Annotated in this window: 15 protein-coding genes; 11 read left to right on the forward strand and 4 right to left on the reverse strand. The window is 67.9% G+C overall.

Annotated features, from left to right (window positions below):
* Positions 1-12: 12 nt before the first annotated feature.
* Positions 13-852 carry a symmetrical bis(5'-nucleosyl)-tetraphosphatase gene (locus ACTIGJ_RS14200; protein ID WP_439640981.1) on the reverse strand — a complete coding sequence of 280 codons (840 nt, stop codon included), beginning with the start codon at positions 850-852 and terminating at the stop codon, positions 13-15.
* Between the two features lie 162 nt (positions 853-1,014).
* Between ACTIGJ_RS14200 and ACTIGJ_RS14205 the strand changes: the two genes are divergently transcribed.
* The 11 genes from ACTIGJ_RS14205 to ACTIGJ_RS14255 all read left to right on the forward strand — a co-directional run bounded on the left by ACTIGJ_RS14205 (position 1,015) and on the right by ACTIGJ_RS14255 (position 10,199).
* Complete coding sequence (locus tag ACTIGJ_RS14205) at positions 1,015-1,194, forward strand: Flp family type IVb pilin (protein WP_439640982.1); 180 nt, start codon at positions 1,015-1,017, stop codon at positions 1,192-1,194.
* Between the two features lie 21 nt (positions 1,195-1,215).
* Positions 1,216-1,680: a prepilin peptidase gene (locus ACTIGJ_RS14210; protein WP_439640983.1), complete on the forward strand. Its 465-nt coding sequence runs from the start codon at positions 1,216-1,218 to the stop codon at positions 1,678-1,680.
* On the forward strand, positions 1,670-2,140 hold the full coding sequence (locus tag ACTIGJ_RS14215; protein ID WP_439640984.1) for a TadE/TadG family type IV pilus assembly protein: 471 nt from the start codon (positions 1,670-1,672) through the stop codon (positions 2,138-2,140). The genes ACTIGJ_RS14210 and ACTIGJ_RS14215 overlap by 11 nt, the downstream gene beginning before the upstream one ends.
* A gap of 98 nt (positions 2,141-2,238) precedes the next feature.
* Positions 2,239-3,273: a Flp pilus assembly protein CpaB gene (gene cpaB, locus ACTIGJ_RS14220; RefSeq protein WP_439640985.1), complete on the forward strand. Its 1,035-nt coding sequence runs from the start codon at positions 2,239-2,241 to the stop codon at positions 3,271-3,273.
* 86 nt (positions 3,274-3,359) lie between these two features.
* A complete protein-coding gene (locus ACTIGJ_RS14225; protein ID WP_439640986.1) occupies positions 3,360-4,721 on the forward strand; it encodes a type II and III secretion system protein family protein in 1,362 nt (453 codons plus the stop codon).
* Positions 4,722-4,762: 41 nt separating this feature from the next.
* The gene (locus tag ACTIGJ_RS14230) at positions 4,763-5,956 is read left to right on the forward strand and encodes an AAA family ATPase (RefSeq protein ID WP_439640987.1); all 1,194 of its coding nucleotides are present in this window, start codon (positions 4,763-4,765) and stop codon (positions 5,954-5,956) included.
* 6 nt (positions 5,957-5,962) lie between these two features.
* Positions 5,963-7,177 (forward strand): CpaF family protein, encoded by a 1,215-nt coding sequence (locus ACTIGJ_RS14235; protein WP_439640988.1) that lies wholly within the window; start codon positions 5,963-5,965, stop codon positions 7,175-7,177.
* Positions 7,174-8,100, forward strand: coding sequence for a type II secretion system F family protein (locus ACTIGJ_RS14240; RefSeq protein WP_439640989.1), 927 nt, complete (start codon positions 7,174-7,176; stop codon positions 8,098-8,100). Before ACTIGJ_RS14235 ends, ACTIGJ_RS14240 begins: the two co-directional genes overlap by 4 nt.
* Positions 8,097-9,044, forward strand: a complete 948-nt coding sequence (locus ACTIGJ_RS14245; RefSeq protein ID WP_439640990.1) for a type II secretion system F family protein — start codon at positions 8,097-8,099, stop codon at positions 9,042-9,044. The genes ACTIGJ_RS14240 and ACTIGJ_RS14245 overlap by 4 nt, the downstream gene beginning before the upstream one ends.
* Positions 9,045-9,076: 32 nt before the next feature.
* Positions 9,077-9,742, forward strand: a complete 666-nt coding sequence (locus tag ACTIGJ_RS14250; protein ID WP_439640991.1) for a tetratricopeptide repeat protein — start codon at positions 9,077-9,079, stop codon at positions 9,740-9,742.
* Positions 9,743-9,806: 64 nt separating this feature from the next.
* A complete protein-coding gene (locus ACTIGJ_RS14255; protein WP_439640992.1) occupies positions 9,807-10,199 on the forward strand; it encodes a DUF3613 domain-containing protein in 393 nt (130 codons plus the stop codon).
* 116 nt (positions 10,200-10,315) lie between these two features.
* Here ACTIGJ_RS14255 and rsmA read toward each other — a convergent pair whose 3' ends face one another.
* From rsmA to ACTIGJ_RS14270, 3 genes are read right to left on the reverse strand one after another with little or no spacing between them, the layout of a single operon-like run.
* Positions 10,316-11,125 (reverse strand): 16S rRNA (adenine(1518)-N(6)/adenine(1519)-N(6))-dimethyltransferase RsmA, encoded by an 810-nt coding sequence (gene rsmA, locus ACTIGJ_RS14260; protein WP_439640993.1) that lies wholly within the window; start codon positions 11,123-11,125, stop codon positions 10,316-10,318.
* A complete protein-coding gene (pdxA, locus tag ACTIGJ_RS14265; RefSeq protein WP_439640994.1) occupies positions 11,122-12,108 on the reverse strand; it encodes a 4-hydroxythreonine-4-phosphate dehydrogenase PdxA in 987 nt (328 codons plus the stop codon). The genes rsmA and pdxA overlap by 4 nt, the downstream gene beginning before the upstream one ends.
* 9 nt (positions 12,109-12,117) lie before the next feature.
* Positions 12,118-13,434, reverse strand: coding sequence for a peptidylprolyl isomerase (locus ACTIGJ_RS14270; protein WP_439640995.1), 1,317 nt, complete (start codon positions 13,432-13,434; stop codon positions 12,118-12,120).
* Positions 13,435-13,451: the final 17 nt, after the last annotated feature.

Consider the following 13,451-nt stretch of genomic DNA (forward strand, 5'->3'; position numbering starts at 1 on the left):
CGGGGCGCGCGTTCAGTCGCCCTCGTGCCCCGGCCGGCGGTACTGCGCGCAGTCGATGCCGGACAGCTTCTCGTCGTCGAGCCGCAGCGCGCTCAGCCGTCCGCCCCAGACGCAGCCGGTGTCGAGCCCCCAGACCTGGGCGTCCGGCCAGTGCACCTGGCCCAGCGTCGACCAGTGGCCGAACACGATGCGGCTGCCGGCGCTGCGCCGCCCGGGCACCGCAAACCACGGCAGCAGACCGTCCGGCTGGCTGCCCGGCGCGCCCTTCGGCTCGGCGGCGAAGCGGCCGTCCGGCGTGCAATAACGCAGCCGCGTGAAGGCGTTGACGATGAAACGCAGCCTTGGCCAGCCAGTCAGTTCCGGGTCCCAGCAGTCCGGCTGATCGCCGTACATGTGGCGCAGCAGCGGGCTTGCATCCGGGCCGCGCAGCAGCGCCTCGACTTCCCGTGCATGGGCGGCGGCTTCGGCAATCGTCCATTGCGGCGGCAGCCCGGCGTGCAGCATCTGCCAGCGGCCGTCGCGGCTTGCGTGCATCAGCGGCTGCTGGCGCAGCCAGTGCAGCAGCTCGTCGCGGTCGGGTGCATCGAGCACGTCCTCAAGCGTGTCGCGCCGGCCGCGCTTGCCGCCGGCTGCCACCGCCAGCAGGTGCAGGTCGTGGTTGCCGAGGACGGTGACGGCACGATCGCCGAGCGCCCGGACCAGCCGCAGCGTGGCCGCCGACTGCGGGCCGCGATTGACCAGGTCGCCCGCCAGCCAGAGCTGGTCGGAAGCCGGGTCGAAGCGCAGATGGTCGAGCAGCCGCTGGAGGGCGTCGCAACAGCCCTGGACATCGCCGATTGCGTAGATCGCCACGGGAAAGGGAAGGTGCACGGAACCGGCCGGCACCATAACCGATGAGCGGTAGAAGTTGCCGGAATCAGCTGCTTTGACGGCCCTTAACCCCTGTCATAAGGTTTCGTCACGGGCAGTACCCGCCCGTACCGCCCCCACAAACGCGTCAACCGGAGTGCTCCCATGCTGAAGAAAATCCAGAATTTCCTGACTCGTGAAGAAGGCGCGAGCGCCGTTGAATACGGCCTGATTGTCGGCCTGATCGCCGTCGTCATCGTCGGTGTGCTGATCATTTCGGGCCAGAGCCTGCTGTCGCTGTTTACCAACATCTCCGGCGCCCTGTCGAGCGCGGCGGGCGGCTAAGCCGACGGATCTGTCCGGCAGGTGCCGATCGCACTGACCTCCGGACTGCTGTCCCTCTGGGCACTCGTGATTGCCGGAACCGATTTCCGGCAGTTGCGGGTGCCCAATTCGTTGCTGCTGCTGGTGCTGGTGCCCGCAGCGCTGATGCAGCTGATCCAGGGCGCCGGCCTGCTGGGCGTCGGCAACGCCGATGCATGGATCGGCTTCGGTATCGGGCTGCTGCTCGGCCTGCCGGGTTACGCGCTGCGCCAGTTCGGCGCCGGGGACGTCAAGTACATGGCAGTGCTCGGCCTGCTCTGCGGCCCCCGGGGTATTCTTGCGATCACGCTGGTGGCCGCGCTTTTGCTTGGTCTGATGGCCGTTTCACTGGCTGTCGTCGCCCGCCTGCAGCGGCGCCGGCCGGGCCGCATGCCGGCGGCGATCGCGCTGTCATCTGGTTTCCTGCTGCTTCTGATCCTGTCCGGAAATTTCGCCCATGGCTTCTGATCGCCTTGTCCGTCGACTGCCGCGCCGGCTTGCCGGTGCCTCGGCCATCGAGTTCGCCCTGATCTTCCCGATCGTGTTCGCCATCGTCTACGGCGGCATCTGCTACGGCTACATCTACTTCCTGCAGCAGCGCATCAACTTCCTGGCGCAGGAAGCGGTACGCGCCGCGATCGCGGTAGCGCCTGGCAACAATTCCGGTGCTTACCTGGCTGCCGCGCAGGCGCAGGGCAATCTCGCGATCGCCCGGAATTTCACGGCGGCAGGGGCCACGGTGCCGCCTGCGCTGACGGTGTCCTACACGCTGCAGGAGGACGGTTCGGCCGGCGACACGCTGGTGGCCGTGATCACTTACAGCCTGACCACGCCGACCCTGTTCCCGACCATCCCGATCCCGCTGGTAGGTGCCGTTCCGCCGTTGCCGCCGGTCCTCACAGCCACTGCCGCTGGGCGGCTTTCGTAGGGCTCGGGAAGCCGTCGGCATCAAACTGAAACAGCGGACATAGATCGTTTAAGCTGCCGCGAAAACAGCGGCATACACCAAGAAGGGAGCTGCGCAGCATGAACAACAGCAACGCGATTCGTGTGATCGCGATCGTGCTCGTGATCGTCGGCTGGCGAATGAGTCGCGGGTTCGCCGAAAGTGCAGCGCGCGCCCAGCAGCAGGCCCAGACCGAAGCCGCCGCGCCGGCTGCGCCGCAGATCATGGTGGTGGTGGCCACGCGTCCGCTGGCGGCCAACGTGCCGATCAAGGACAGCGATGTCGTCGTCGCGCCGATGACCATCGCGCCGACCGAATACTTCGCCAACGTCAACGACGCCATCGGCCGCACGCCGATGATCGACATCGATGCCGGTGCGCCCGTGGTGCCGCGCTTCTTCAAGGACACCAACCTGATCGCGCGCGGCGTGCCGGAAGGCCACCGGGCGCTGTCGCTGAAGGTGGACGACGTGGTCGGCGTCGGCGGCTTCGTTCGCCCAGGCGACACCGTCGACGTGCTGGTCTACATCAGGTCTGTCACCGATACGCCGACCGGCGAGGAATCGGCGAAGGAAGAAGAGAAGAAGGACATTCCCACCCAGGCCCGCGTGCTGATCCGCGACATCAAGGTACTGGCGTACGAGGATCATCTGGTCGACCCGCCGAAGGGCCTCGAGGATTCCAAGGACCGCAACAAGAATCCTCAGCAGCAGCGCCGCGAGCGCACGGCGGTGCTGGCGATTCCGGAACTGCAGGTCACCCGCGTGCTGCTCGGCGCCTCCTACGGCGAACTGCGTCTGGCGCTGCATGGTGCGCCGGCCGAGGTCGCCGCCACCGATCCGGCTGCGGCCACCCCGGCTGGCGATGCACCGGCGATCGCGGCGGTGTCGGCCGAACCGGCGGCGCCGGCCAAGCCGCTGACGGCGGCCGACAAGGCCAAGGCTGAAGCCGAAGCCGCTGCGGCCGCGCTGGCAGCCGAGCAGATCATCACCGCCACCGAGCTGACCAAGATGGTGGCCAAGGAAAAGAAGAAGCCGCCGGTGCGTCTGGCGCCGGCAAGCCCGCCGACCATCGAGATCATCCGCGGTTCTGACCTCAAGTCGGTGTCGCCATGAACGGCCGGCGAATCCTCATTCATTCCCTCTTTCATCGCGGTCGGGACATTGCCCGGTCGTCGCCTTCAGGCAGCAAGGAATCCGGCATGCGCTTCTCGATCGGTCGACAGCTTTCCCGCGTACTCGGCATCGCGCTGATCGCCACCTCGGTCCTCGGCCATGCGCCGCAGGCGAGCGCCGACGGGGCGGTGGAGACGATCACCGTCGAACCCGGCACCCACAAGCTGATCCGCGCCAAGGGGCCGGTCTCGCGGGTGGCGGTCGGCCAGCCGAAGATCGCCGACGTCAACGTCGTCAACGGCCGCGAGGTGCTGATCAACGGCAAGTCCGGCGGCGTCACCAGCCTGCTGGTCTGGACCCGGGGCGGCGGCGCAACCGAATACCGGATCGCGGTGGCCACGGCAGTGGCGCCGGACCCTGAACTGTCCGGGATGAACATCCAGCCGAGCGGTGCGCTCGACGGCACCACGCCGAGCCTGCTGGCGCACCGCAAGGCCACACTGTCGACCAGCCCGCGCGACAAGGACGCGCCGGCGCCAGCCGATCGCAGCTTCGCCGGTGGCGAAACGCAGGTGATGAGCCAGGTCAAGATCGTCGAGGTCAACCGCACGACCCTTCAGCAGTACGGCATCAACCTGTTCAAGCTCGGCAACAACACGGTCGGCGGCATCGGCAACCCGGGCACCATCTCGCGGTCGGCGACGTCGCTGGGCAACGCCATCGGCGACGGCTTCCTGAGCGCGACCGGCTTCCTGCCGATCGGCGACGCCTTCAACATCGTGTTCGGCAACAACGGCTACACCGGCATCCTCAGCGTGCTGGAGCGCAAGGGCCTGGCGCGGACCTTGGCCGAACCGAGCCTGACCGCGCTCAGCGGCCAGACCGCCAGCTTCCTCGCCGGCGGCGAATTCCCGTATCCGGTGCCGCAGGGCAGCGCGACCGGTGGCGGCGCGATCACCGTGCAGTTCCGCGAGTTCGGTGTGCGCCTGAACCTGACGCCGACCGTGCTTTCCAACAGCCGCATCGCGGTGAAGGTGGCGCCGGAAGTCAGCGATCTCGACTTCACCAACGCGGTGACCATCCAGGGCACCACGGTGCCGGGCATCATCATCCGGCGCACCGACACCACGGTCGAACTGGGCGATGGCGAAACCTTCGTGCTGTCGGGGCTGGTCAGCAGCAACCTGACCAACAACGTCGACAAGGTGCCGTGGCTGGGTGACATCCCGGTGCTGGGCGCGTTCTTCCGGACCACGAGCATCAACCGGACCGAGAAGGAACTGATCATGATCATCACGCCGCATCTGGTGCGCCCGATGGCCCGGGGCACGCAGACGCCGGCGCTGCCGGGCGCCAGCCTCGACAACTACCGTCCGAACTTTGCCGAGACGATGTTCCTGGAGACCGGTGATTTCGGTCAGGACGCGGCCACCGGTTACAGCAAGTAAGCCCGGACATCCGACGAGCCCCGCACGCCGATGGTGTCTTCATGAAAACGAAAGTGCTGGTCGTTGCCGATGATCCTGGCTTCGAGCACTGGTTGGAATCCGCCGATGACGCGAATCTGGACGCCGTCCTGATTCGCGGCACCGAACCCTCGCAGCTGCTGCAGGCCGTTGCGGCGCAGTCCCGCTACGACATGGTGTTCTGCGAGTTCACCTCGGCCAACGCGATGCTGCGGGCCTCGTTCGTCGAGCAGTTCCACGAGCGGCACTGGCAGATTCCGGTGGTCGGGCTCGGCAACGGCGAGAACGCGGAATGCCTGCTGGCGGCGATGCGCGCCGGCGCGCGCGATTTCCTGGTCCGCGGTCGCGATGACGCGACGCTGGGCAGCCAGATCAACCGCCTGCTGAAGCGCAGCGCCGCGTCGACCGCCGCCGTGGCGCCGGCGCGCAGCGGCCAGATCTTCCTGACCGTGTCCGGCCATCCGCACGAGTCGATCGCCTTCTTCGCCGAGCATCTGGCGCTGGCGATCGCCGAGAAGCAGGGGCCGGCGGACAAGGTGCTGCTGGTCGATCTCGCGACGCCGTCCGGCGCGGCGGCGATCTTCCTGAACCTGAACCCGACCTACAACGTGCTCGATGCCGTCAACGACGCGCATCGCTGCGACCAGACGCTGATCGACACCGCGTTCCCGAAGTACGGCAGCGGCCTTTACGTGCTGAGCCTGCCGGAAGACCTGCTCGGTCGCGGCAGCTTCGAACCCGAGCAGTTGCTGAAGCTGATGCAGGTGTTACGCGGCCTGTTCGCGTACACGGTGGTCGCCATCGATGGTCACGCGCCGATCGCGGCGGTGGCCGGCCTGGTCGACATGGCGGACCGCACGCTGCTGCTGTCCGACCAGTCGATCCTGAAATCGCGACACAACAAGTATCTGCTGCGCGCGCTGCGGGCCCAGGACTGCTCGCTGGAGCGGGCCTCGCTGGTGGTTGACAACTACCGCCGCCGGCTGGGCCTGGAGCCGCGCAACCTCGCCGAGCTGTTCGAGCTGCCGCTGCTGACGGCGCTGCATACCGAAAGCTTCAACCGGCTGCTGTCGATGAACTCCGGCGAGCCGCTGTTCACGCTGGTCAAGAAGGACCCGTACTGCGGTGACGTGCGCGATCTCGCGACCACGCTGCTGTCGGGCGACATGAAGCCGGTGGCCCAGCAGCAGGGCTTCCTCGACCGCCTGCTCCGGTAACCGACGATGGCCGCCGCTGACCCGGTCGAACGGTTTCGCCTGTCGGACCAGTACCAGACGCTGAAGAGCAGCGTCCACCGGCACCTGATCGCGCAGATCGAGGACCGCAAGCTCGACATCTACACCTGGTCGGCGGAGAAGGTCGAACGCTTCGTCGCCGAGCAGGTGCGCCGCTACGTGCTGGAACAGCGCCTGCCGGTCAACCAGCGCGAATCGGAAGCGCTGATCGAGGACGCCCGCAACGAACTGCTGGGCTTCGGGCCGATCCAGAGCCTGGTCGACGACGACACCGTCAACGACATCGTCGTCAATGGCCCGAACAACGTCTTCATCGAGCGCGCCGGCCGGCTGTATTCGGCACCGGTGCGCTTCAACGACGACAACCACGTCATCCGCGTGATCCAGCGCATCCTCGCGCCGCTGGGACGGCGCGTCGACGAATCGACGCCGATGGTCGACGCCCGCCTGCCGGATGGCTCGCGCATCAACGCGATCATCCCGCCGATCGCGCTCGATGGGCCCTGCCTGTCGATCCGCAAGTTCCGCAAGATTCCGCTGACCGCCGAAGATCTGGTGCGCAGCGGCAGCATCACCGAGCAGGAAATCGCCTACCTCAAGCATCGCGTCGAGAACCGCGCGAACCTGATCGTGGTGGGCGGCACCGGCTCGGGCAAGACCACCTTCCTCAACATGCTGAGCAGCTGGATCCCGCCGGGCGAGCGCATCGTCACCGTCGAGGATGCCGCCGAGCTGCGCCTGCGCCACAGCCATGTCGTGCGGCTGGAAACCCGGCCGCCGAACCTGGAAGGGCAGCGGGCGATCACTGCCCGCGACCTGGTGCGCAACGCGCTGCGCATGCGCCCGGACCGCATCATCGTTGGCGAGGTACGCGGCGATGAAGTGCTCGACATGCTGCAGGCGATGAATACCGGCCACGATGGCTCGATGACCACGCTGCACGCCAACAATGTCCGCGATGCGATGCACCGCATCGAGCTGCTGGCCGGCTTTGCCGGCTATACCGGCGGCGAGCTGACCTTGCGCGGCCAGATCGCCGCCGCGATCCAGTTGCTGGTGCAGGTGGCGCGGCTGCCGAGCGGCCAGCGGCGCGTGATGTCGATCACCGAACTGCGCGGCATGCACGGGCGCGAGCTGTCGATGCATGACGTCTTCCGCTACGAACCGGACACCGGCACGCTGGTGCCGCGGGAGGCTGCATGAACGTCGTCGTGGTGCTGTTCGTGCTGGCTGCGGTGCTGCTGCTCGGCGGCTCCGTGTGGCTGTTCCTGCAGGCCCGCGAACGGGAGACCGATGCCGACCTGAAACTGCGCCTGCGGGTGTCCGGCAGCGACGAGACGGCGATCGGGCAGGGCAGCACGGTGATCAACAACCGCTTCCTGCGGGCGATCTGCCACCTGTTCTGGCGTACCGGTTCGGACATCCGCCCGGCTGCCGTGGTGCGGCTGCTGCTGATCGTCGGCGCGGTTGCCGTGTTCCTGCTGATCACGATCGGGCCGCTGTACACGCTGCCGCTGCTCGGCGTGTTCCTGCTGCTGTTCTACATCGTGCTGGTGCAGCAGGCGGTATGGCGGCGGCGCAAGATCGTCGAGCAGCTGCCGGCCTATCTGGAGAACGTGATCCGCGTCCTGGCCGCCGGCAACACGCTGGACGAGGCGTTGAACCAGGCGGCGCGCGAGGCGCCGAATCCGATCCAGCCGCTGTTCATCTCGATCAGCCGCCAGGTGCGCCTTGGTGCCCTGCTGGAACAGGTGCTGTCGGAAGCCGGCGACATCCACCGGCTGCGCGACCTGAAAGTCATGGCGATGGCGGCCAGCATCAACCGCAAGTACGGCGGCAGCATGCGGGGCGTGCTCAAGAGCCTGATCGTGCTGATCCGCCAGCGCGCCGGCGCAGCGCAGGAACTGCGGGCGCTGACAGCGGAAACGCGGTTCTCCGCGAAGATGCTTGCGGTGATCAACGTCATCCTGTTCGTCTACATGTACCTCAGCAACCCGAAGTACTACGACAAGATGCTGGCCGATCCGAAGGGCGGCATGCTGCTGATCGGGTCGGGTTCGATGCTGTTCCTGGGCTTCATCGCGTTGTGGTGGATGCTCAAGGGCATCGACGAGAGTGATTCATGAGTCCGACCATCTTCCAGTTCGTGGTGGCGTTCGCGATCCTGTTCGGCGTCGCCACCCTCGGCGTGCTGATCTACATGGCGCTGGAAGCACGCGCCGCGCGGCGCCTGCGCCGTCGTCTCGGGCTGATCGGCGAAGGTGCCGAGGACTTCGAAGGCGCCGATCACAAGCAACTGCTGGAAGGCTTCGCGCGCCAGGGCCAGTCGCTGGAAAAGCTGGTCGACAAGGAAGGCGAGACGCCGCGCCTGCTGGCCCAGGCAGGCTGGCGCGGGCCGGAGGCGCGGCTGCTGTTCTACGCGCTGCAGGGCCTGGTGCCGATCCTGCTCGGCCTGGGCGTGCTGGCCGGAATCACGCTGGGCGGCAAGCTGTTCCAGGGCCTGCCGCTGGTGTTGACGATTGTTGCGGCGCTGATCCTGTCGATATTGTTGCCGCGCTGGGTGCTGCGCGGCGCCGCCTCCCGCCGCCGCGCCCGGATGCGCAGCGAAGTGCCGCTGTTCGTGCACCTGCTGGTGCTGCTGTTCGAAGCCGGCCTGTCGACGCGGCAGGCGCTCGGTTCGATCGTCCGCGAAGGGCGCGGTGTGCTGCCCGAGCTGGGCCGCGAATTCGATTCCTGCGTGCGCCAGTTCGATGCCGGCGCCGACACCAGCACCGTGCTGCGGCAGCTGGGCGACGTGATGGAAGTCGACGATCTCAGCAGCGTGCTCGGCGTGCTGCGCCAGGTCGACCGCTATGGCGGTGAAGTGCGCGAGCCGCTGCTCGACATGATGAAGCTGATCGAGGAACGGCGCGGCATGGACCTGCGCGAGAAGGTCAACGTCATTTCCGGCCGAATGACCGTGGTGATGGTGCTGTTCTTCTTCCCGGCGCTGCTGATCTTCGTCGCTGGCCCGGCTGCGCTGTCGATCATGAGCACGCTCGGTTCGGTGTCCGGTGGCGGCTCGCAGTGAGACGCGCATCGGCCCTGCTGTTGGTGTGCAGCGTGTTGGGCCTGACCGCCTGCAAGAGCCAGCCGACGCGGCCGCTGCCGGCCGAAAACTACGAAGTGGCCGCCGCCGACCCGGTCAAGATGCAGCAGATCAAGACCGAGGCGATCGAGGCGCTGCTGGAGCAGGGGCAGTACTACGCCGCGCTTGCCCATATCGAGGCGCAGAAGCAGCAGACGCGCGACGACCCCGAAGTGCTGTACCTGGAAGCCGAGACACGCCGTCATCTGAAGCAGCGCGACCAGGCGGAGGCGCTGTACCGGCGTCTGATGGGCGGTCCGCTGGAAGGCAAGGCCTGGCATGGCATCGGTCTGCTGACCGCGCCGAAAGATCTCAGCGCAGCGATCCGGGCGCTGCGCAATGCCGCGAACCGGCTGCCGACCGACGTCGAGATCCGCAACGATCTCGGCTATGCGCTGATGGAAGCCGGCCGCTACGGCGAAGCGCTGCCTGAACTGTCGACGGCCGCCGAGCTGGCGCCGGGGCAGCTGAAGAGCCGCAACAACCTGATCGTCCTGATGCTGCTGACCGGTAATCAGGCCGGAGCCGACCAGATGGCGAAACAATCGGGAACCTCGCCGGAAACCGTGAAACAGTTGCGCAGCCAGGCACAGGTGATCCGCAACCAGCAACTCGCCCGCAGCGGACGCACACCCGGCTGAACCGCCCCCCAACACGACGTACCGACGGCTGGCCGCACGCCAGCCGCGACACAGGAGAACGAAGATGCGCGCAACGATACTGCTGACGGCCCTGCTGGCGGCCGGTGCCAGCCATGCCCAGAGCTCGGCCGCAAATGCCCCTGCTGCCGCCTCGGCCTGTCCCTGCGCCGAAACCGCGACGATCGATCTCGGTACCGCCCCGGAACCGGAATCGGCGGTGACCATCGCACCGGGCGCCGCGCCGGCCGCGACCGCTACGGCGACCGGCTTCGGCGCCAGCGCCCGCAGCTGGGTTGATCTGCAGACCGGCGGCAGCGCCGCGTCGGTGACGCCGCGGCCGCTGCCGGGCGATGCCGCCAGCAATGCCTACGAACGCTACGCGAACAGCTTCAAGCACCCGATTCCGGATTCGTTCAAGCGCGAGTCGTTCGCCTCGGACGGGTCGGGCAGCAAGTAAGCCCCGCCTGCCAGACCCGATGCCCCGGCGTTCGTCGACACGAACGCCGGGGCATCGGCGTTTCAGCTTTCGCGACTTTCGAGCCCAGCTGAGCCGACGAAGCCCTGTGCCTGGCTTCAGCCCTGGACCATGCCGGCAGCCGAGGCGCGCACACGGCTCCAGACATCGGCAAGACGCGCGAACGCATCCGGCGCCAGCTGCTCGGCGCGGATGCCCGGTGCCACGCCAGCGGCCTCGATCTGCGCCGCCGACAGCAGGCCCTTCAGGCCATTGGCCAGCGTCTTGCGCCGCTGGTTGAACGCCGCCGCCACCAGCTGCTCATAGGCTTCGAGGTCGGCCAGCGGAAACGGCGCCGGGCGGGGACGGATCCGCACCACGGCGGAGTCGACCTTCGGCGGCGGGTGGAAGGCCTCCGGGCCGACATCGAACAGGCTCACGGATTCCGCGCGGGCTGCCATCGACACCGTCAGCCGACCGTAGTCGTCGCTGCCGGGTTCGGCGCAGATGCGGTCGACCACTTCCTTCTGCAGCATGAAGTGCATGTCGCGGACCTGCCCGGCGATGTCGAGCAGATGGAACAGCAGCGGCGTGGAGATGTTGTACGGCAGGTTGCCGACCAGACGCAGCGGCCGGCCGGGTTCGGCGAACTGGGCGAAGTCGAAGGCCAGCGCATCGCCCATGTGGATTTCGAGCTTGTCCGACTGGCCGCAGGCCGCGCGCAGCGGGCCGATCACGTCGCGGTCGATCTCCACCACCCGCAGTCGTTCGAGCTTCGGCAGCAGCAGGCGGCTCAGGGCGCCGCGGCCGGGACCGATCTCGATCAGCAGGTCGTCGGATTTCGGATTGACGGTCCGGACGATCCGTTCGAGCACGGCCTGATCGTGCAGGAAGTGCTGGCCGAAGCGTTTCTTGGGGGCACCACTCATGCGCGTCTCCGGCGGGACACGAGGTCGATGGCCGCGTCGATCGCCGCCCGCAGGCTGCCGACCTCGGCACGGCCGCTACCGGCCAGTTCCAGCGCCGTGCCGTGATCGACCGAGGTGCGGATGATCGGCAGCCCCAGCGTGATGTTGACGGCCTCGCCGAAGCCGCTGGCCTTGAGCACCGGCAGGCCTTGATCGTGGTACATCGCCAGCACGGCGTCGGCGCCGGCGAGACCGCGCGGCGTGAACAGCGTATCGGCCGGCAGCGGGCCGACCAGATCAAGGCCGTCGCGACGTAGCTGGTCGAGCGTCGGGCCGATCACCTCGATCTCCTCGCGGCCCAGGTGACCGCCTTCGCCGGCATGCGGGTTCAGCCCGCAGACCAGCACCCGCGGCCGCTCGATTCCGAACCGGCTCTGGAGATCGGCGCAGAGAATCCGCAGCACGGCGCTCAGGCTCTCGGCGGTGATCGCCGCCGGCACGGCCGACAGTGGCAGGTGGGTGGTGGCCAGCGCCACGCGCAGACGCGGCGTTGCCAGCAGCATCACCGGCAGCGCCGAGCCGCACAGTTCGGCGAGGAATTCGGTATGGCCGGAGAACGGCACGCCGGCATCGTTGATCACGGCCTTGTGGACCGGCGCGGTGACCATCGCGTCGGCATCGCCGTTCAGGCAGGCGCGCGCCGCCACCCGCAGCGTGTGCAGCACATAGCCGGCGTTGGCCGGGTCGGGCTGGCCGGCCACCACGGGCGCGGCGGTCATCACCGGATGCACCTGCAGACTGCCCGGAACGTGGACGGCATCGCTGGCCGGCAGCAGGCGCAGAGGCAGGCCCAGCGCGGCGGCGCGTTCGCTCAGCAGCTCGGGATCGGCGACCACCGACAAACAGGCCGCGAGCGGTGCCTGTGCCAGCGTGACCGCGAGGTCAGGGCCGATTCCCGCCGGTTCGCCCGGCGTCAGGATCAGCCGGAGCAACGGCGGACGCATGCGGACGTGTCAGCCGGCCGGCTTGGCCGCGCGATCGGTCGGCGCCATGCGGTACTCGACGTAGGCTTCCTCGCGCAGACGGCGAATCCAGGCTTCGTACTCCTCGGCTTCCTTGCGCGCCTGGATGGCCTGGCGGGCGCGGCCGCGACGGGCTTCGATGGTGGCGTCGCGGGTGCGGCGATCCAGCACGCGGGCGATATGCCAGCCGAACTGGGTGCGGAACGGCTGGCTGGTCTGCCCGGGCTCCAGGGCGTCGAGCGCGGCCTGGAACTCCGGCGCGAACACGCCCGGCGGCTGCCAGCTGAGATCACCACCGGAATTCTTCGAACCCGGGTCGTCGGAATACTTCTTCGCCAGCGCCGCGAAGTCCTCGCCCTTGTCGAGGCGGTCGCGGATCTCGCGAATCTGCGCCTGCGTCGCGGCTTCGTCGCGCAGCTGGTTGTTCATCAGCAGGATGTGCTGCGACTTGGTTTCGCTGACCATGGCCTTTTCGCCGGAGTCGCGAAGGTCGGTCAGCTTGACGATGTTGAAGCCGCTGCCCGATTCGATCACGTCGGCGACTTCGCCGACCTTGAGCTTCGGCGCCGCGATCGCGAACGCGGTCGGCAGGTTCGAGGCCTTGCGCCAGTCCAGGTCGCCGCCGGACAGCGCCTGCTGGCCGTCGGAGTTGGCGATCGCCAGCTGCGCGAAATCCTCTCCGTCCCGAGCCCGCTTCAGCAGAGTCGCAGCCTTGGCGCGGGCGGCTTCGCGGGCCTCGGCGGTGGCGCCGTCGGGCACCGACACCAGGATGTGCGACAGCCGGTATTCGATGTTGTCGTCGGTGCTGGCATTGGCCAGCGCCAGGTCGACGTCCTGGTCGGTGACCATGACCCGCGAGCCGACTTCCTTCTGGCGCACGCGCTGGGTCAGCACCTCGTCGCGGATCTGCTCGCGGATCGAGGCGTAGTCGATGCCGTCCTTCTTCACCACCTCGATGAACTGCGGCAGGCTCAGCTTGTTCTGCGCGGCGACGGCGGTCAGAACCTCGTTCAGCTCGCGATCGTCGATGCGGATGCCGGCGTCCTGGGCGCGCTGGGTCTGCAGGCGGGTGATGATCAGCCGCTCCAGCACCTGGGTTTCCAGCACGCCGGGCGGCGGCGTGCCGATGTTGCGTTCCCGCAGCTGCGCTTCGGCGAGCTTCATCGAACGCTCCATCTCGCTGCTCAGCACCACGCCGTCGTTGACCACGGCAATGATCCGATCGATCGTCTCGGCCGCCTGGACAACACCGACGCCGCACCCGGCAGCGACCACGACAGCAAGCAGTTTCAGGGACTTGGGCAGCATCACGGGTACGGTCTGGA

Origin of the sequence: Nevskia sp., from assembly GCF_051860985.1 — a bacterium.
Taxonomy (GTDB): domain Bacteria; phylum Pseudomonadota; class Gammaproteobacteria; order Nevskiales; family Nevskiaceae; genus Nevskia.

Excerpts from the sequence above, each read along its gene's own strand:
- ACTIGJ_RS14205 (WP_439640982.1), top strand. The coding sequence starts at position 1,015 with ATGCTGAAGAAAATCCAGAATTTCCTGACTCGTGAAGAAGGCGCGAGC.
- ACTIGJ_RS14215 (WP_439640984.1), top strand. The coding sequence starts at position 1,670 with ATGGCTTCTGATCGCCTTGTCCGTCGACTGCCGCGCCGGCTTGCCGGT.
- cpaB (WP_439640985.1), top strand. The coding sequence starts at position 2,239 with ATGAACAACAGCAACGCGATTCGTGTGATCGCGATCGTGCTCGTGATC.
- ACTIGJ_RS14225 (WP_439640986.1), top strand. The coding sequence starts at position 3,360 with ATGCGCTTCTCGATCGGTCGACAGCTTTCCCGCGTACTCGGCATCGCG.
- ACTIGJ_RS14230 (WP_439640987.1), top strand. The coding sequence starts at position 4,763 with ATGAAAACGAAAGTGCTGGTCGTTGCCGATGATCCTGGCTTCGAGCAC.
- ACTIGJ_RS14235 (WP_439640988.1), top strand. The coding sequence starts at position 5,963 with ATGGCCGCCGCTGACCCGGTCGAACGGTTTCGCCTGTCGGACCAGTAC.
- ACTIGJ_RS14240 (WP_439640989.1), top strand. The coding sequence starts at position 7,174 with ATGAACGTCGTCGTGGTGCTGTTCGTGCTGGCTGCGGTGCTGCTGCTC.
- ACTIGJ_RS14245 (WP_439640990.1), top strand. The coding sequence starts at position 8,097 with ATGAGTCCGACCATCTTCCAGTTCGTGGTGGCGTTCGCGATCCTGTTC.
- ACTIGJ_RS14255 (WP_439640992.1), top strand. The coding sequence starts at position 9,807 with ATGCGCGCAACGATACTGCTGACGGCCCTGCTGGCGGCCGGTGCCAGC.
- rsmA (WP_439640993.1), bottom strand. The coding sequence starts at position 11,125 with ATGAGTGGTGCCCCCAAGAAACGCTTCGGCCAGCACTTCCTGCACGAT.
- pdxA (WP_439640994.1), bottom strand. The coding sequence starts at position 12,108 with ATGCGTCCGCCGTTGCTCCGGCTGATCCTGACGCCGGGCGAACCGGCG.
- ACTIGJ_RS14270 (WP_439640995.1), bottom strand. The coding sequence starts at position 13,434 with ATGCTGCCCAAGTCCCTGAAACTGCTTGCTGTCGTGGTCGCTGCCGGG.